At 47.5% G+C, this 19962-nt stretch carries 7 protein-coding genes; 4 read left to right on the top strand and 3 right to left on the bottom strand.

The window, feature by feature from the left end:
* Window positions 1-294 precede the first annotated feature (294 nt).
* Both mgtA and HMPREF0868_RS08490 read right to left on the bottom strand, forming a co-directional pair.
* Window positions 295-3057, bottom strand: a complete 2763-nt coding sequence (gene mgtA, locus HMPREF0868_RS06595) for a magnesium-translocating P-type ATPase (protein ID WP_012993954.1) — start codon at window positions 3055-3057, stop codon at window positions 295-297.
* 279 nt (window positions 3058-3336) lie between these two features.
* Window positions 3337-3477 carry a hypothetical protein gene (locus HMPREF0868_RS08490; protein ID WP_012993952.1) on the bottom strand — a complete coding sequence of 47 codons (141 nt, stop codon included), beginning with the start codon at window positions 3475-3477 and terminating at the stop codon, window positions 3337-3339.
* A 316-nt stretch (window positions 3478-3793) separates the two neighbouring features.
* On the opposite strand from HMPREF0868_RS08490, the gene HMPREF0868_RS06585 reads away from it, so the two are divergent.
* The 3 genes from HMPREF0868_RS06585 to HMPREF0868_RS08565 all read left to right on the top strand — a co-directional run bounded on the left by HMPREF0868_RS06585 (window position 3794) and on the right by HMPREF0868_RS08565 (window position 9763).
* Window positions 3794-5809, top strand: a complete 2016-nt coding sequence (locus tag HMPREF0868_RS06585; RefSeq protein ID WP_012993950.1) for a hypothetical protein — start codon at window positions 3794-3796, stop codon at window positions 5807-5809.
* 500 nt (window positions 5810-6309) lie between these two features.
* Window positions 6310-6918: an ECF transporter S component gene (locus HMPREF0868_RS06580; protein WP_034574907.1), complete on the top strand. Its 609-nt coding sequence runs from the start codon at window positions 6310-6312 to the stop codon at window positions 6916-6918.
* Window positions 6919-6997: 79 nt separating this feature from the next.
* Window positions 6998-9763 carry an ATP-binding cassette domain-containing protein gene (locus HMPREF0868_RS08565; protein WP_012993948.1) on the top strand — a complete coding sequence of 922 codons (2766 nt, stop codon included), beginning with the start codon at window positions 6998-7000 and terminating at the stop codon, window positions 9761-9763.
* Window positions 9764-10300: 537 nt separating this feature from the next.
* Here the strand turns inward: HMPREF0868_RS08565 and HMPREF0868_RS06565 are convergent.
* The gene (locus HMPREF0868_RS06565) at window positions 10301-12151 is read right to left on the bottom strand and encodes a DUF438 domain-containing protein (RefSeq protein WP_012993946.1); all 1851 of its coding nucleotides are present in this window, start codon (window positions 12149-12151) and stop codon (window positions 10301-10303) included.
* A gap of 312 nt (window positions 12152-12463) precedes the next feature.
* On the opposite strand from HMPREF0868_RS06565, the gene HMPREF0868_RS06560 reads away from it, so the two are divergent.
* Complete coding sequence (locus tag HMPREF0868_RS06560; RefSeq protein WP_012993945.1) at window positions 12464-19819, top strand: InlB B-repeat-containing protein; 7356 nt, start codon at window positions 12464-12466, stop codon at window positions 19817-19819.
* The last annotated feature ends 143 nt before the right edge of the window (window positions 19820-19962 follow it).

Below are 19962 nucleotides of genomic sequence, written 5' to 3'. Positions count from 1 at the left end.
TGCTGTTCTAACGCTCTACGGTTCCATCGTCTGATACCCATTGCCTGCCCAGACGCAAGGCTGATTTGGGCAAGGTGTTAGAGCCGGGCGAAGGACGAAGGGTGAGGCGCGATGAGCGAGGCCGAGGGGCGGGAGGCGATGTTTAAATCCAAATGGTGAGGCTGGCCACCGCCTACTGCGTCATCGACCGCTGTATCACTGGCAGCCGTGGCCACCGCCCAGCGCACTGCCCAACCAATGCACACGTCGCACGCACGATCTTTCCAGCTGACTTATCGCTCATAGCTATAGCTTTTATAATAACTCCCCGTACCGCCTGACATAGGCCTTTTTCAGGCTGGTAGCCAGTAGCATGTACAAGATAATGCAAGGAATCAGATAAGCAAAATACGCGCCCGGCAGGGGGACAAAGCCCAACGCTTTCCCGATGAAAGTAAACGGGATGACAGTTAGAGCGAGGATGCCGCAGCCGGTCAAGGCAGTAAGACTCGCCGAAGCACGGCTTTGGATGAACGGCAATTTGGGCGTACGAATCATATGAATGACCAATGTTTGACTCCACATTGACTCGACAAACCAGCCGGCTTGGAACAACCCGATATACATTGCTTGCATATGCTCCAACTCCCTGCCGCTGAAATGCATGGCCAAGTCATTGAACAACACCCCGTGTGACACGAACATCGGACACAATATGAAGTACAAGAAAATGTAAGTTGTAAAGTCAAAAATTGAACTGGTAGGCCCGATCCAGATCATAAAATTACCAATGCGGGAAGCGTCCCATTTTTTCGGCTTAAGGATGAACTCCTCATCCACGTTGTCCCACGGAATAGCGGTGCAGGAAAGATCATAGATAAGATTCAATAAAATCAAGTGTAGACTCATCATCGGCAGGAAAGGCAACAAAGCACTTGCCGCCAAAACCGAGAACATATTGCCGAAATTGGATGAGGCAGTCATTTTGATGTATTTAATCATGTTGGCATAAGTTTTGCGGCCCTCAATGATGCCCTCCTCCAAAATCATCAGATTTTTTTCCAAAAGGACGATATCGGCGGTTTCCTTAGCCACATCGACCGCTCCGTCTACCGAAATACCGATATCGGCGGTTTTCATTGCCTCAATGTCGTTTATCCCGTCGCCCATGAACCCGACAATATGGTTGTTTTTCTGCAATGCAGCGACAACCCGGGCTTTTTGGTCAGGGGTAAGTTTGGCAAAAACATCTGCTTTTTCGACGACATGCGCCAATTCGTCATCAGACATTGTTTCCAGATCCGGCCCCAAAACCATGTTTTTATAATTTATATTTACTTGCTTGCAAATGGCGCGGGTAACCTTATCATTATCGCCGGTTAAAATTTTCGTTCTTACTCCGTGAGTGAACAGGGCGCGGATAGCGGTAACGGCAGATTCTTTGGGCGGATCCAAAAAGGCCAGATAGCCGAGCAAAATCATGTCGGCCTCGTCTTTTACCTCCAGATTGCCGCTCGTCGGCGGATTATCTTTTTTGGCCAAAAGAAGAACACGGAATCCTTTGTCGTTCAAGGTGGCGGCGGTGTTTTGGACTTGACGACGATCTTCATCCGTCAAGGTCGATACTTGTCCGTCGATTTCATAATAGCGACAGATCTTCAGCATTTCTTCAACCGCACCTTTAGTTATCATTAGGGAGCGGCCGGAGTTCCCTTTAACCACAGTGGTGAGACGACGGCGGGTAAAATCGAAAGGAATTTCGTCCACTTTGACATAGTTTTCCGAAAGATCTAGCAAGGCCCGATTTTGTTCTTCTGCTTCTTCCGTTTTTTGGATAATCGCGAGATCCATTAAATTTTTGTAGCCGGTTTGAAAGTAGCTGTTGAGATAAGCCTGCCGCAGCACGTACAAGTCGTCTTTGCCTTGCATATTCCAGTGATATTCCAAAGCGACTTTGTCTTGCGTTATCGTGCCGGTTTTATCCGTACAGAGGATATCGATCGCGCCGAAATTTTGGATCGAATTCAGGTTTTTGACAATGGTTTTCTTTTTGCTCATGGAAACTGCGCCTTTGGCTAAGCAGGTCGTTACGATCATAGGCAGCATTTCCGGGGTTAGCCCTACCGCAACCGATATACCAAAAAGGAAAGCGGCTGTCCAGTTACCTTTGGTCAGGCCGTTGACGATGAAAACTAGCGGTACCATTACCATCATGAAACGTATGAGAACCCAAGATACAGCGTTAACGCCTTTGGTAAAATTGGTTTCTACGGCGGGTTGGTTGATGCTTAGAGCCATGGATCCGAAATAGGTGTGGTCACCTACCGCAATAACGACTGCGGTGGCGCTGCCGGAAATGACGTTGCTGCCCATGAAAGCGATATTGGCGTAATCGGTTAGATTGCCGGTGCCGCAACAGGCCGCGGCGGTTTTTTCAACCGGCAAACTTTCGCCGGTCAGGGTGGCTTGGCTGATAAAAAGGTCTTTGGCGGCGATGATGCGCACATCGGCAGGTATCATATCCCCGGCCGAAAGAAAGACTATGTCGCCAACCACCGCTTCATCAAGGGGGATTTCCGTTTTGGCATTGTTGCGCATTACGGTGCAGGTAGTGGTAATCATCGATAAAAGTTTGGCCGCGGCGTTGCCGCTTTTCCCCTCTTGGACGAAGCGCAGCGTTCCGGAAATTATGACCATGGTAAATATGATGATGACCGTCAGGGGGTTGAAGTCAGATGGATCGCTATCAAAGAGGGAAAAGTAAGGGAAGATCATGTCTGTGAGGATGGAGACCAGTGCCAGAAAAAATAAAATTGCGGTAAACGGGTTGACAAAAGCGGTGACCAACTGTTTGCCGAGGGATGGTTTTTCACGGCGGGTGACAGCATTGTCGCCATGCACTTTTCTGCTCTCTTCCGCCGCGTCATCATCAAGTCCGTTGGTATTGCTGTTTAGGCGGGTCATGAGCTCGGGCGTGTCAAGTGTCGCCATCTCTCCGACAACGCTTTTTAGCTCGGCAAGAATTGCGGCTTTGGCCGCGGCGCTGGGGTTTGGCTTGGTTTTATGTAATTTGGTCATATTTGATATCTCCTTGGATTTTGGTGCAAGCTATGGCGGCTATGGCGCGTTGCTACTATTGATGAATGCGGCTATGGATGGTTGACGGGCGGTAGCCTGGTTTCACATCTAACGGTCTGACCGGTTGCCGGGTTTCTTCGTTCACGATAATGAAAATAATGAAAACAATAAAAACAGGAAATATGAAGGAATACCGGGTGGTCGCTTCAAGAAAAATAGGAATACCGCATCAAAGTCGTTATGCGTCTAATTATGTAAGTTCAGCGACACGACCCGTATTTAAAATAGGCCGCGGAAAATCGGCTGCCACGCCGCAGTGTAACCGTGATGAGCGCAGATATTGCCGGCCGAAACGCTGTAAAGTAGCTGTAAGTTAAATCCGACATAAGCCTTTCCTCCCACAGTAAATTCTATTGCCATTATACCGCCGGGAGGGAAAAAATCCAGTGCAATTTTATCGGCGATGTACCGCCGATTTTATCGCCGGGAGGTGTAGGCAGGGAGGTGTAGGCAGGGGAGCAAATGACGGCACGATTTTATTTATTTTACGGTTGCAGGAGACGCTGGCTGACTGGATGATCGGCTATACTGAGCGGCTATGTTACACCGAATATTTCAAAATATTACAAGTCGGTAACTGCAGCTGATTGCAATTGACAAATAATTATTAACGATATATATTTTCTGCATATTAATGCAAACTGATATAGTGAGAATTACGAGTGAGTGAAAAAACATGAATTCTTTTAATTATTATTTTAAACAAGTTAAACAAGTGAGCGTTTGCCGCGTTTTGGCGACAATTGCCGGGATTGCTGTGGGGCTGACAGCTCTGACCGCGGGGGCGACCGTCCCTGCCTTGGCGGTAAATGCGCTGGAAGATGATCCGGTCTTCCCGCAACCGGCTGTAGCGGCAAATGGGGGAGTTCTGGGCGATTTCACGCGTGTCAGTGAAACCGACAGCGATATTACTTATAACTTTAAAAGAGCCAAGACTGCCGGGCCGGTAAAAAATCCTTTCCCGGACGTTATATCCGATGCGGAAATTGAGAAAGCATTTAAACATGGTGATGTCAGCTTGCTCAAAATGCTATTTACACCGGTCCCGACGGCGGATGATCCCCATCCGCAGGCGCGTTTGGTTAAAAAATATGAGATGCCGGCGCAAAAAGGAACCTACAAACTTTATGCGGTGTTCAAATTTGAAGATTATGCCTATCCGACCGGCCTTTTTACTAGACCTTCGCAGACGCGTGATGGCCTGCCCCTGCGTGATGGCAGCATCTATGCCGGATCGTCTGAGACTGTGAAGTATGTGGATCATCCGGTAACTGTTAAAGCGAATGGTGTGACGCTGGCGAGCGAGACTATGGAACGTGTACTTATTGACATTAAAGAAAAAAGTCCAGCGAATATTTTTTACTTAGAGTTTACTTGGCAGATTACTAAAGAGCCTGAGCGTGTACTTTTTAATGCCGGCACGTCAATTGTAAGCGGAGGTTATACATATACTTTTTGGTATTCAGAATTTGGCGTAATGACCGATGCACAATTCCATGCGGTGGACGACCTGCAATATCGCCGGGCGACAAGCCTTGCCTTGCATGCCACCTTGCCCCAACGCGGTAACAGCGATACCCATCCTTTGCTGAGTGAAGTGGAAAAAACCAAAGCACCAATACTTTCATCACGTCCATTTTATGAAATACCTTCCCTTGCCCCACTGCAAGGACTCCCGACGCTTACCACGGAGAAAACTGATTTTTTGCGTAGTACCGGCGGCGATGTAAAAAAGCCCATACTGTCTTATGACGGAGACAGTTATCAAAAATCTTACAAACGTCCGACAATGGCAGAACTAACGAGCCGAAGCACGCCGGGCTATGTTTACTGGGATAACGACCTAGACAAACCGAATAATGCGACCCACGAGTTCAAAAATGATAGTGCTACTAAAGAGACTCCCGGCAACCACTATCTTTCCTTTGCCTACGCCGTGGACAAGAACGGCCAGCCGCTCAAAAGACTCACCCGCAAACATTACTACCTCACCTACCGCGCTTTGCCAACGCAACTGGCCGTCGAATATAAGAAAAATGACGGTAGCTACGAAATCGGCAAGCCGTTTGAATTGCGGGCAAACAATGCCGTGATTCAAGGAAAATTCAGCTCGATGCAAGCTGGCAAAGAGCCCACCCGTCAAGAACTTATTGAAATGATGCGGGCAAATTCCACCACTTTAATTGCCCCCGACCTGGGCTATGCGGCAACGACCGGCACTTACCTTCTGCCGGGGAAATACACGGTAAAACCGCTGCTCAAGGCACCGGCCGGCTACGAATGGGTGGCTGACGGCCAAAGCGAACCGTCATTTGCGATTGAGCTGCAAAAAACATCGCAAGCCAAAACGCAGAAGATAATCACTTTCAAATTGCAGAAAAAGCAACGTGCCTATTTCCCACCGATAGTGCCGCCATGTCCGTCCTGTCCACCGGGATCACCTTGCCCAGCACTGACTGCGGCTCCGTCTAGTTCCGGCTCCGTACCGAACGCCCAGGTGGCACACAAAGGCGCAACCGATTCAATGGCGCAGCAAACAGTCGGCATTGTCAAAACAGGGGAGGCATTCAACTACTTCCCGGAGCTAGGCGCGGTGACTGCGCTGGCTGTTTTGACGGCTGAAATTCGCCGGTGGCGGCAGCGGTTTGATGGTCGGAAACACGTGGTCAAAACTGGACGCGGCAGGCGCTGAGGCACTCACGGCGCGGCAGACGCGATCGCTAAGTTATGGCCTGTGAGCTAGGTTACCGCCGGCGAGTTATCGGTTGTAGGTTGCCGCCGGTGAGTGACAGCCCACAGGCGCGGCAGGCGCTGAGGCAGTCGCGACGCGGCAGACACAATTTCTGGGGGGCAGCCGCTAATTCAAAATATTCAATATCCCACCAATTTATATTGAACAATTTTTATATGCGTGCTAGAATATCGGCAGTATAATACAAATTTTGAATGGAAGTTGAATTTGGTCGGGCATTGATTAGCGCATTGACTAGAATCTCGTTCAGTGCATCGTTCAGTGGACCGTTCAGCACATCGTTCAGTGGACCGTTCAGTGGATCGCTCAGTGCATTTTTTGCGTAATGCCACCGCGTAATGCCACCACCTTGCTTGGCAATCGTGTCATGGCAGATGAAAACGACTGAGCGGCAAATTGCAATCTACCCCGTGAACTTAACTTCCGAGAAAGGTGAAAGTATGTCTGACGTACAAAAAAATTTCAGATGGCGTGTTGTTGATATTGCTGTTGCTTCAGTTATCGGCGTGGTTTCGGCGTTCATTTATTGGGCGGCGGCTATTGGCTGGTCAGTTCCGAGCCACTTGCTGAACGGTGTTTTGCCGGGAATGAACGGACTTTTGAACGGACTTTTCCTGTTTGCTGCCCCTTTAGCAGCGGTCATCGTTCGCAAACCCGGTGCAGCGATCTATGCTGAAGTTGTGGCCGGAGTTTTGGAAGCTTTGATGGGAAATCAGTGGGGCGGCGCATCAACCGTTATTATCGCTCTTTTGCAGGGCTTCGGCGCGGAGGTCGGGTTCTGGGTTTTCGGCTATCGTCGCTGGACTTTGGGAACGGTCGTTCTTTCGGGTGCTTTAAGTGGAGTAGCTGCTTGGGCTTACAGCTTTGTCAAGCATTTGCAAGGTATTGATATTTTCGGCAAATACGGCGTTGCTTATTTGGTCAGCACCGTGGTGTCGGGAGCTATAATTGCTGGTATTTTGATGTGGTACATATATTTAGCAATTGCGGCCACCGGCGCGTTGGATTCATTCGCTTCCGGGCGAGCAATTAGGGCACAAAAAAGCTGATATTGTGCAAGCTACATAGGTTTTAAAGGCGGCGTTCGGCTCCGGTTGAATGTCGCCTAACTTTTTTTAAGGATCGTAAATGGGTGAGCAATATTCTTTAAAACCGGCGGCGTTGCAATTCGTCAACTGGGGTTATCGTCATGCGTGCAGAAACTGTTTCGCTGTGCGTAATTTGAATTTGAAAATTGAACCGGGGCAACATGTGTTGCTTCTGGGGGCTTCCGGCATCGGCAAATCTACTATTTTGAGTGGGGCGGCCGGGCTGATCGGGAACAGTAGCGGTAGCGGAGCGGCAACCGGTGTTCCAGAGCCTGTAGAGGACGAGGATGGCGGCACTAGTGAAGGCGGAATTTTTTGCGATGGGCAACCTTTACGCGAGGCACGCGGGAAGATCGGCTTGGTTTTGCAGGATCCGGAAGCGCAGATGATTTTTGATCGCTTAGGGGACAATGTCGCTTTCGGCCCGGAAAATCTTGGCGTTGCCCGTTCGCTGATCTGGCCACGAGTGAGTGCCGGTTTAGAGGCAGTTGGACTAGATGGGTTGCAACTATCAAGACGAACGGCACATTTAAGCGGTGGTCAAATGCAACGTTTGGCCTTGGCCGGAGCCTTGGCGATGCAACCGCGGATTTTGCTTTTGGACGAGCCTACGGCCAATTTGGATCCTGACGGGGTACGGCAAATTGTCGCGGCGACGAAGCATGTTCTGCAAAAAACCGGGGCGACCTTGGTTTTGGTGGAGCATAGGATCGAGCCGTGGCTTAATATTATTGATCGGGTCGTCGTTTTGGGTCTGGGGGCTACTGCCGGAGTAGTAGCCGGTTCTGAAGAGGTCAATGGTGGCGCGGTTGAAACGGTCAAGGCGGGTTTAGCTTCTGCACCGGTCGAAAATAAATTCGCCGTGAGTGGGTTTGAGTCCGGAACTGATTGCCTCAACGAGCGGGCCGGTGAGAGTGAGTGGGCCGCCGCGTCCCCCACTAAAAACATAGATGAATATAATATAGTGCATGACGATGATGTCGTAAGAGCGGCTAATTCCCATACCTGTATTGTGGCGGATGGTTCGCCGACCGCGGTTTTTAACCGCAAAGATTTGAACTGGGCGGAACTTGGCATTTGGCTGCCGCGAACTTACCGAACTAAGTTGAGCGGGGAGGTTGCAACCGCGTTTAAAATTGGCTTGGAGGCAAAAACTTCGCCTGGCAATTTCTCTGAAACGGCGGCAACGGCGGCTGACTCGGTAGCAACGGCGGCTGACCCGGCAGCAACGGCGGCTGACCCGGCAGCAACGGCAGCCGAGCCGCCTGAAACAGCAGCCTCAGACAGAGACCGACCAATCGTTTTACGAGCGATCGATTTGGCTATCGGACGCAGCGCAACCCCTATCGCCCAACACATAAATCTGACTTTCAAAAAAGCTACGGTTTATGCTTTGACCGGCGAAAACGGAACCGGCAAATCAACTTTAGCACTTACTTTGGCCGGACTTTTGGCCCCGGTGGCCGGGAAAGTAAAAGCAAGCCGCGAACTGACCTATCCGTTAAAATCGGATGATCCGCTCGCTTGGCCATCGCGCGAACTGACCACACGAATTTCCTATGTTTTTCAAAACCCCGAACACCAATTTGCCTGCAAATCTGTTTTGGACGAAGTGACGCTCGGCCCTACTCGCGCTGGAGCCCCCTCCGACCAAGCTGTGACGGCCGGCCAAAAACTGTTACGGGAGTTCAATTTATCTCGCTATGCAACCTCCAACCCCTACACTTTATCCGGCGGCGAAAAAAGGCGACTCACCGTGGCAGCAGCACTGGCTACCCGCCCGACTGTACTTATTTTGGATGAACCGACTTTTGGGCAAGATTTCAAAACTTGGCAGCAGATCGTAAGGCTTTGTGCGGAACTCAAAAAATCCGGCACCTGCATCATCGTGGTCACGCATGACAGCGACCTTGTCCAAGCCCTCGCAGCCGAAGTAATTGAGCTGCGGCAAAACTTCGTGTGCGATCCTGAGGCTGACTTTGCCGCGAAAACCACCCTTGCAGTGAGCGAAGTAAATGCTAGAGAGGAAAAGTCGCGAAGTACGAGTGAATCTCCCTACATCGCGCAGCTTAATCCGGCCTTTCGTATGTTTGGAGCATTGCTCATAGCAGTTCCGCTTATTTTTACTTTGGATTGGTTGTCCGCCCTAGTTGCACTCGGCCTTGATTTTCTTGTCGCCGCGGCCGTCAAGCTGAAACCTTGGCGTGTTATTAAACTTTCGTGGCCGGTTTGGGTTGGTGCGCCGAGCTCGGCCTTGGCGGTTTGGCTATATGGTAAAAGTGGGGGAGCGGTGTGGTTTGACTGGGGTTTTATCCATATAACCGATTTGTCCGGCGAATTGGCCTTAGCAACCGGGTTGCGTATTTTGGCTTTGGGCATTCCGGCGATTATCGTTGTACTGGGAATTGATGCTACAGATTTGGCTGATGCTTTGAGTCAATTGTTGCACTGTCCCGATCGTTTCGTCTATGGAGGATTGGCCGGCATGCGGTTGTTCGATGTGTTGCACGAAGATTGGGCGGCTTTGCAGGCTTCTCGACGGTCCCGGGGGCTGGGGGATGATAATAAATTAAAAGCTTTTTTCCCGCAAATGTTTGCGTTGTTGGTGTTGTCCATTCGGCGTTCGGTGGCTTTGGCTAAGGCAATGGAGGCACGGGGGTTCGGAGGAAAAACTGTCCGTTCGCATGCAAGAATAAGTCTTATTCACAAAAAAGATTATGTCTTTCTGGGAATATGTCTGTTGATTCCGTGTTTGGCGATAGCGGCGGCCGTTTGGGGTGGTACTTTCCGGTTGTTCGGCGGTTAATTCGTTGGTTGCTTGGCGGTTAAGTCGGCGGTAGTTGTAATTTCTGGCAACTTAGCGCACCGTCTCCGAAAAACAACAGCTGCAACTTGGCGTCGTAGTGTTTTACATAGGCATAGTCAGTGTTGGAGTTTTGCCATAGTCGTTGGCACTGCCATATGGAGCTACCATAGGCGTTGGCGGTTCGGCATGGCGGATCCCGAGCGGCCGAGTTCGCAGCTCGCAGCAGGCCCCGAGCGGCCGAGTTAGCAGCTCGCAGCAGGCCCCGGGCGGCCAAGTTTGCAGCCCGCAGCAGGCCCCGGGCTGCCGAGTTTGTAGCCAGCAACAGGCCCCGGGGCGGCCGGGAAACACTTGCCAACAAATGTTGTCCGTTGTTAGCAACTCTGCCAGCCGCCTAGCAGCAACCTACGTATATAGGACGTCGATCCGTTAGCAAACCAACCGGCATAGGATAGCTGACCTACTGTAAAAACTCGCCCCATAATTAAGAACATCTGAATATCAGTATTGGATCAGCATTGGGATCGGAGCGAGACTGATTCACTGCTTGTGCCTGACAAAAAACGCCTCCAATTTGCCGATTAATTCGCTGAGTGGAATACCGGTGCGCTCGCTCATATCCTGTACTCTGGCCTTGGGAAGCATGATTCGCGCTAATGGAGTGTTTAAGGCACGAAATTTGGGATTAAGCTCGATGAGATAAGCCTTTAATTCGGGGTCTACGGCCAATAAATCTTTTAAAAAAGTTTCCGGGGTTATTTTTACTTCCCCGCCAGTACGATCAGCTTCAATACGTTCCGCGGCCGGAGCGTTTGAACCGGCCAATTTGGTGGAATCAGATTCTGCCGGCGCGGCAGGTTGAACCGCCTTGCCGTGGGTGCTGGATGCATCAGATTTCATTGAAATGCCGGCGGCATCGGACTGACTGCCTTGCTCGTCCTTTGGCGCGGCCCAAGTCAGCAGTGTTTGCGAATCGGTCAAAGACCGAATATGCGTGCAATCTTGCATCATCTCCAAAACGCCACGGAAACGCCCGTCACGGTCACGCACGGCAGTATATAAAATATAAATAAAAATATCTGGCTTATTTATCCAAAACTCAGCTTGATCCTGCTCACCACTGCGAAATTTGGAGATAATCTCTTCAACGATGTGGACACTTTTACGCGGATGACAATTTTTGACATCACGCCCGATTACGTTCGACGAACGCGGGAAAACCCGATGAGCGGAGTCATTATAAAATTTGACGATTTCATTTTCATCGACATAAGAGAAATCAACCGGCATATGTTGAAAAATCAAATTAATTTGCTCCAAGGTCAGTTTGCCGTTGGTCACATTGAGTTCCTGTTGTGAGTCGGTCGCCTCCGGTGATTGATAACCGTATTTGCCGAGCAGGGCGGCTATTTCGGATGCCAAAGCATTACTTGTTACACCCGGTACTTTGGCCGAGTTTGGGTTAGAGGATTGCTCGGCCGCCGCCTGCGATGTCGCTACGCCATTCGGACTTGGCCGCCCGGTTCTAAGCCCGGTTCCAAGTCCGTCTTGTCCCTCAGTTCCAACCCCGGCTCCCACACCGCCCGCTTGCAAGCCATCTTCCCAAGGCGTACTGAGCGGTTCCGGCGTTATATTGGCGAAACCAATTTCAAAATCCCCCTGCCGCATCGCGTCAAACTCCTGCGAACTGATCAAGGCGAGTGAAGTAGGATATAACACCGTCTCCTCTTTTTGTATCAAATCGAGGATGTCGGCGACCAAAGTCGGCTGTAGCTTAATAAAAGCAGTTTCATCCGCCTCACTCATCAGACTTAGCTCACCATTCCCCCCATTTAATGAAGTAACGTCAGCCTTTTTGAGAAGATTATAAGCCGCCGAGATTTCATCTTTGATGAAGTCGTCCAAAGTCCACATAGTCGTGGTCGGACGGGTGAACCCTTTTTTCTCCAAAACCGGATAGAGCTGATTTTGTTTGCGCTGCAAATGCAAACGCCAACGGACAATATGATCATAGATTTCCAACCATTGGTTTTTGATTGCCGGATATTGCTGTAAGTCTTCCACTTGTTTCAGCAGATCACGCATGACATCATTTTCCCGATAATAGTTGAGTATCGGGTGATTAAGCGGCAGAGTCGGACGGGTGCGGTCGAGTACATCCTCAAAAAGAGCGATCATACCCTGAATATCTTCTTTGCGACATTCATCCTCAACTTCCGGTTTCAACTCCTGCTCGATCAAAGCCACCTCGTAGGGGTGCAGCACCTTAACCCGGTTTTTCAGTTCGGCTTTGGCTGCTGCGAGACTCAGCTCTCCGTCTTCATAGGCTTTTTTTATTTCAAAAGCGGCCTGCAATTTTACATTGTCTACATCAGGTAAAAATTCGCGCATAGTGCCTCCTCGTAATTTTTGTGTTGTTAGTGATATCTAACAGATTAACAAATTTTTTGCTTGCTGAACACTGCCGGCGAATGGTGGAGAACAAAAAATGTACCTAGTCTTACATTTATTAAGACGATCACTGATATTGTTTCCTTGTTACGAGTATTAAATTTGTGTTAAAATATGATGCTGCAAAGGACTCAAAGCGCAACAAGCGCGTAATCTTTGCCTTATAATTTTGCTGCCAGGCGAGACGCAGCACCTTGTAATTTTGCTACTAGGCGAGGTGAAACTGTTATATCGCCGAAAATGGAGAGGATTATGAATAAATATTTACGTAAAATTGCCGCCGTGCTCAGTTTGACCCTTGTGCTTACTTCTTTTGACTGCACGGCTTTGCGAGCTGTAAATACGGCTGAAATAAATGCGGTAAGCAGTGATTATGACAAGCTGACTAAGCAGGGCGATGCGAATAAGACTGATCAGACGGACACTGCGGAACCGAACACTGCGCAACCGAACACTGCGGAACCTAACGCAGCCAAGGCAGACGGTGCAGCGAAGAAGCAAGCTGCGACAAAGCAGGACGAAGGCAAGGCGGAGTCAGCCGAAGCAACAAAGACAGCAAAGGAACCGAGTACTGCGTCGGATGCCGATGCGCAACCGAACTACATCGTGGCTGAACCGGTAACCGGCAATAAAAACGACAAAGGTCGTTCTAAACGCAGCCGCCGGTCCGTAAGTGACTTGGATCGTGCTGCTTACGAAGATCGCTCCGAAATAGGCATGGATCGTTCAGCCCCTGAAGCAGGCAATGATACAACCTGTCCGTCTAAGCCGGCTCCTGAAGGAAACGGCTTATTAACCTACGGTTCTGCCCCGGCAAAAACAGACGGCGGTCTAGAGAAAGGCGAAGAAGCTGATCCGAAGATCACAGAACCGGATGGTGCTTATCTCAACCGCCACCTGCCATTGCAAGCACGCTATTTAGGCGATCCGATCAAGCAAGATGCAGCCAATAAACAGGTAAAAAACGAAGCACCTCCAGCGACTTACAGCTATAAGATGCATTTTGTGCTGATACGTACCATATATAAATCCGAGGGTGAGGGCGAAAATAAGAAAATTGTTCCCACATTTTTGGTAAAAGAGTTCCATAAACCATATCAGATTACTGTTGGTGAAGACGATTTGGCCCCATCGGTAAACGGTACGAGGTTTGTTTTGCCGCAAAAGGAAGGCTATGCAAAACCAGTAGTGTATGACGGTGATCTTACGAAGCCGGAAAAAAACGATAAACATGCGGAGGCGAAAGAGAACGATAAAAATGAGGAAAAAATTTTTATAAAGGAAGAAATCTATAAAAATTTGGAAGCCAAACAGAAAATAGATTATGCGGAAATTGTCTTTCAGCACGACGGAACTTCATCCGTAGATGAAGGAAATAAAGTCAGAAATTTGCCCATCAAAAATGAGGTAACGGATCATGAAGGCAAAAAAGGATACGATAGTAATCCGAGCACAAAACAAAATAAGTTTGAGCAGACCTTTGTCTATATGCCAAATGATGCCACGGTAACCATTAGGTATCAGAAGCAAAGCACGAAGAATATGAACGAGTTTGAAGCTGTCGACGAAACAGATAACATAACAATTAACTCAAGCATAGGTGCCGATTATGTGCTCAGTCATAATGAACTGTATCCTGCCGCTAAAGGGAATAATGATATGGAAAAAAAGAACAATTATAAAGAATTACGTGAGGGCTATAGACCGGAACTAGAAAATGTGCGTTTTTTGGTGCCGGAGGCTAAAGCAGGTGAATTCCAAATTACCTTGCGCCTACTTCGTAATACTGGTTCGGCTGTTTTCGACGCTAACGGTGGCGATCCTCTGCCGACCCGTACCTTCGCTTATGATCAGCCCATAATTTTCCCGCCAGAACCGACACGTGAAGGCTACACTTTTTTAGGCTGGCGACCTAATAAGGACGTCGCTTACACGAATAAAGGCGAAAATAAGGGACCTAAAAAATTTTATAAGGTTACTGGAGATAATGCGATCGAAACATTCGAAGATGAATTGATTAAAAATAGCTTTAAACCTGAGGAAAAAAAGACTATAGAAGAAAATACTCGCGCTAGAATCGAAAAAGAGGTCACTAACGAGGTTGTCGAAGATCTTAAATATAAATATAAGCAGGAAGTTGAAGAGAAAGTTAAAAAAGAATATGAACAAAAGATTAAAGAAGAAGTAAAAAAAGAAATTGAAGACGGAAGTCTGAAGCCTGAAGACGAAGAAAAGGAAGTGAAAAAAAGGTTAGCAGAAAAGCAGGCAAATAAAGTAGCAGAAATTTTGCCAAAGCGAGTAGCTAAACACTTGCCGGATGAGGTGGCAAAAAGAAAAACGGAAACGGAAAATGAAATAGAAAGAAAAACCCGTCAAGAGGAACTGGACAGAGCCTATATGAAAAATCCGGCCTCGCGTGACGATTATAAAAATAAGCTGCTTGATCTTAAATATGAGTATCTCATGCCATCGAATGGGGTAACTTTTGCCGCAGTCTGGGCAACGAATCCAACAGCCGAATACACCTACAGCTACTGGCTGGAAAAACCGGATGATCCACTATTTGATACATTCGCTGATAAATATGTGTATCTGTATTCGAATACAGATACACAAAAAATTGAAAAAAATGGAGAAGTTAAGGATGTTCCGATTAAAGTAGATACGTTTACTTCATTCAGCTCCCAAGATTGGAATACAAAACTTGCTGACAAAGCTGAGGCTGTTAAGAAACATGCAGACGGTGAAGACGGCAGCGGACATAAAAATATTGACACTAAGTTCTATGAATGGGATGCTTTGGCTAGTAAGTACAAACCAATGGCCAAATTTGAGGACTTCTTTCAGCTCGACAAAGCTGCAACTACGGAAGCAAACAAGGGAATGTACGTAACGGGTGATGGCCGGGCGGACTGCAAGATTATCTTCAAGCGGCGGCGCTATACGGTGGTGTTTACAACAAAAAGAGATAACGAACCAGAGAATAAGATACCTACAGAACCATATCCAGACGGGTTCGTATTGAGCATTAAAGGTAGCGGTTACGACAAGTTGGGTAATCACATTCTTAGTGATTTTACTTCAAAAGGCAAAAAGACCCCGTTTAAAGCACCGAATATGGAGTATAAAGATGGGAAAACATTAGTAGATGCTAAAGAAGTAGAACCGCAACCAGATTTGCAACTGAGTGAGGAGGAAAGGAAGAAGGCACCTTATCAGTTTACGGCGCGATTTGGCCAGAATCTAGACAAAGTTTGGCCAAATCCTTACGAAAATTGTTCTTTCTATTATCATAAAAAAGGAGAAGAGTATTTCTTGGGTTGGAAAACCTGTTCGGATAATACCCAATATTTTGATACTCCACCATACTCTATTTCTCCCAAGCTTCTTTACGGAAATGGCAAATATTATTTGGCCGATCGCCGGGGATATTACACTGCTAAAACTGATTACGAAGATAATGTTCCAGCTGTGCTAGCCATGTTACCTGATTTTACTAATCAAAGTGGTAAAGTTTTTCCTATTTTTACACTCTTTTGTAATCAGTCACTGGATGGGACAAAATATGCAATTAATGATATACCTTGGAAAATTAAAGTAGATACGAATAACTCTGATTTTGAATATATCGTGCCAGACTTAATTGGGTTCACTGCTATACCTAAGGGTAAGGACGACATTAAAGAGTTGGGACTTAAAAAGCCGCAAGAAAAAATAAATGAATTAATGGGAAAAGAAGAAGTTAAACTAAAAATAACGGATACAAAGGATAGCACGGATATGGGTCAACTTATCTCAGATACCAATGATGAGATTGACGATGTGGAAAAGAAATTAGACGGTAAGAAAATTAAAGAAAAATTTGAAAGATTTAATTTTGAAGTGGAGTTGGATGATGAAGATGAAAATTCGAGCGAAGATGAAAATTCGAGCGAAGATGAAAATCCGAGCGAAGATGAAAATCCGAGCGAAGATGAAACTCTGCCGAAAGGATTCGAAAAAGATGATGAATTTCCGCCGAGCAAATTTGAGACTGAATATGAAGAAATAGGAATTTTAAAAGTCCATTACGCTCGCAACCGCTACCCCATCACGATAAAAAGCATCGGGAAGCAGGAGAAAAAGCCGGATGAAGAGCCGGATGAAAAGCCGGAGGAAAAGACGAAGGAAGTGCCGGCATTTTATGATGACAAATTTGAGCATGCCTTACCTGATCCTTCAAAAATGACACCAGAACAATTAGATGACTTGCGACCGAAAGGAATACCGCAAACTTGGAAAATTGAGTGCTATACCTTTGATAAGAATAACAAATACCCAGTCGACGGCTACACCATGCCCGACAACCCGATAACCGTTTTTACCAAATGGGTCGATCCCAAAATCTACGATTTTACAATCGACTTAGATGGAGGATGGTTCGAAGGCTTGCCACCTCAAGAAGAAGTGACGGACGCCAAGTTCAATAACACGCTATACAAAAAAGATGAACACAAGATCAATATCCAGACTGTTAATGAGGACGGGAAAAACATCGGGGATGGAACTGTTGATTGGGATAAAATCGACGATTATGCTAAAAATCATACTCGTATTGGGAAAGTGACCTATCAAATTAAGTCAGGGGCTAATATTCGCAAAGAGCTTGAGCAGTACCTTAAGGAGGACTCCAAGGATGATTCCAAGCTGTGCCTTAAGCAAGAAGCTAAGAAGAAAATTGTGCCGGTGAAACCGGGGTACAAATTCGTCGGTTGGAAAACTGTCCGCTACAAGTCTGATGGAGATAATGGCTGGGTTGAAGATACCTCCTATGAAAAAGAGCATAATTCAGAAGAACTCTTCTCTTTCGGCTCACCGGTAGCTGGGAAGATGGGTATGCGCGCGAAATGGATTGAAGACGAACGCGTTCCCGTCTATTTCGAGCACCATTATTTCAATAAGCAAGGCGTAGAGCTTGGCTCGAATAATGAGAACCCCAAAAAGCCGGTTTTTGTAGATCTTAGTGATGAAAATTCTGAAGATTTAAAGCAGGTGCGGGAAAAACTGCAGAAGGATTACAAAAATACTTATCCCAAAGATAAGATGGCTATGCTCCAAGTTAAACCGGATGCTTTGCCCAAATCCAATATAGCCGGGATGGCCGAGGAAGATACAACCTGGGTTTTAGTCAGCAACGAAAAAGATCCCAAGAATGCTGACAATAAAAGTGACTTGGAGCTCCTTTTAAAGGATACATATAAAAATGGCTTGCCTCAGGAGATTACCAATAAGTTTATCCAGAATAAACTTGTAAAGGGTATGGAGAAAATTGGTGATAAAAAGGTGCTACCGCCACCTACCGTCTTTAAGTTCTACTATCAACCGTTCAAGCACCGTTTCTACTACAAGACTTACAAATGTGTCGATGACAGCGGTGATGGCAGCGGTGGCGAAGGCAGTAGTGGCCATGGGAATAGTGGTAATGAAGCTAAGATAAGATACCAGATTATGCGTGAACCTGAAAAGGTCCATAATGATAACTTTGACTATGATGTCATCAACTACAAACCGATTCACGGTTATAAGCTGTATTATGTACCGAAGACGCAGGACGGTGCACAGGCAGAAGATAAAAAAGATGGGCGTCAACGGGTTGCCAAATTTGAGGAAGATCCGGATGGTACACTTAAAATCAACGGTGCTAAGAGTTATAACTTCGACTTTGAATACAAGGATTACCGGGTGCTTGTACGCAATTCTAAAGATGCTATCACGCCTTATAAATACCACCGCGTCGTCTTTGAGCTGGATAAAAATATGGAATTTGTCACCAACTATCAGGGTGCGTTTAACGGACTAAAATCAGGTGACAAACTAAAAGATGTTGTTGCTGGCCAGAAGGAAAACAAAACCATTTCCGACCTTCTAGGTATGGGGGATAAGCTTGACACCAACGGTGTCAAGGACGCAACTGTATGCAACCGTCGCTACATTGTCGATGTGGCCGACGGCGTTGATGATGCCAACATTCCGTTGCCGCCCATCCGCCCGGTTCGTTTCCTGCCGGTGTCCTTGCGTTGGATCGATCAAGATGTGAAGAATGTATACAATGGAAACGTACCTAAGGGAGTTAATGCAGTAGATGTCGTGGAAGAAGATTTGGAGGCCAATTTGGATGAAGCTCTGCCGCCGGAACCGAAAGTACCGCGAAAAATCACTTTCGATCCCAATTATGAGGTCAAATTGTTGTTTAAGGCGGAGGACGATACCTGGCAGGACAATAACGAAATTTTGCCGCTTATAGAGAAGGGTAATCTGAAAAAAGAAGGGAAATACGAAGAGCAACCGGCCTGGAGCAAGGTGATGGCCGTTCGAGCCAGCCAGAATCTTATTTGTCAGCGGGTCAGCGGCAGTAAGCGGAACGGGGTTTTGACGGAACCGGAGGCACTCACGGATGGAACTTTGACGAGAAGCAAGATTTTGAAAGATCTTGAGAAGGATTATAATGACTGTATAAAAGAGGACGGTGAAGGCGGTTGTAAATTGAGGTCGTCCGATGGTGAGGGAAAATGGATAGGCGTTAACAAACCTTCCATGAATAAGCTGGAACTAACCGACTTTGCGGATTTGACAGCACCGAAAGATGATGAAAAGTTCAAACCGGCAGCTGAAAAACAGGATGGAGTGCCGATTTGGCAAAAGAAGCCATATCAGTTAAAAACAATTAAAGTTTCTGCTAAGGGCTCTGATGCCCCGGCTGCTGGTCAAGAAGATTGCTGCAATATCCAAATAGACGAGAATAACCCGCCGACGAAATCCGTCTGGACAAAGGAAGGGCTGGACAAACTCAAAGCAATTGACAACCAACAGCATGATTTCATCAAGTTTAAGGCCTCGGAGGTTGGGGCGGAAGAAGAAACCGACGGCGTAGAAACTGGCATTTTCGTCGAACATGATATCTTTATCAATAAACAAAAAGCCAGACGCCTGTTCGAAATTACTTATGACGGTGACACGGAAAATGGCCTTAACATTTACAACTGGGAAGTGCCGACCATCGACGTCGAAGTGCACAAATTCTGGTTCGGGAAGTACGGCCAGCCGCTCGATTTCAACACTCTGTCCGTAGGCATGGCGGCCAATCCTAAGCCATTGACGATGGAAATGCGCTTCATGGATCCGCGAGTTAAACTTAAACCCCGGACGGCAGATCTGACCGCGGCCAACAAATGGCACGATTGGATAAGAAATGTCCGGCTGAAATTCCGGAGCATCAGCCACCGCATCTATGATTACGAGTTGCACGAAATCGGCGAATCCGGCGGAACGCTCAGCTATGGCGGCAAGAAATTTGACGCGATCTACATCGGGCGCTGCCTCGATGGATTCAAGGTGATCAACCGCGAACAGACCTACGGCTTCCCACCGGTTGTAGCGATTTGCGACTGCGCCAGAATGGGCATGAACAAGGCTTATACGGCGGCCAACAGCGCCTATACGGCCGTAAGCGAAGCGGCCGGTAAAGCCGGCAACTACATTAAACGCCAAGTCGGTAAAATTTTTGGCGGAAACGGTAGGCAAACTGAAACGAATGGACAGGGCGGCTGCTCGTCCTGCCATTTGGACTAGCAAATTTTTGTAACGGCCCTTACCTGCCGACTGATAATTAATCGACGATGACCGGCGTTGAACCGCCGAATTATTGAGCCAGACGAAGCGCTTACGTGGGAAATTCCTGCGCAGGCGCTTTTGATTTATTAATAAAAATTACC

Origin of the sequence: Mageeibacillus indolicus UPII9-5 (genome assembly GCF_000025225.2) — a bacterium.
GTDB classification, from domain to species: Bacteria; Bacillota; Clostridia; order Saccharofermentanales; family Fastidiosipilaceae; genus Mageeibacillus; species Mageeibacillus indolicus.
Note: the sequence above shows the minus strand (reverse complement) of the source record. Positions and strands in the feature narration are given on the sequence as shown.

Excerpts from the sequence above, each read along its gene's own strand:
- mgtA (WP_012993954.1), bottom strand. The coding sequence starts at position 3,057 with ATGACCAAATTACATAAAACCAAGCCAAACCCCAGCGCCGCGGCCAAA.
- HMPREF0868_RS08490 (WP_012993952.1), bottom strand. The coding sequence starts at position 3,477 with ATGGCAATAGAATTTACTGTGGGAGGAAAGGCTTATGTCGGATTTAAC.
- HMPREF0868_RS06585 (WP_012993950.1), top strand. The coding sequence starts at position 3,794 with ATGAATTCTTTTAATTATTATTTTAAACAAGTTAAACAAGTGAGCGTT.
- HMPREF0868_RS06580 (WP_034574907.1), top strand. The coding sequence starts at position 6,310 with ATGTCTGACGTACAAAAAAATTTCAGATGGCGTGTTGTTGATATTGCT.
- HMPREF0868_RS08565 (WP_012993948.1), top strand. The coding sequence starts at position 6,998 with ATGGGTGAGCAATATTCTTTAAAACCGGCGGCGTTGCAATTCGTCAAC.
- HMPREF0868_RS06565 (WP_012993946.1), bottom strand. The coding sequence starts at position 12,151 with ATGCGCGAATTTTTACCTGATGTAGACAATGTAAAATTGCAGGCCGCT.
- HMPREF0868_RS06560 (WP_012993945.1), top strand. The coding sequence starts at position 12,464 with ATGAATAAATATTTACGTAAAATTGCCGCCGTGCTCAGTTTGACCCTT.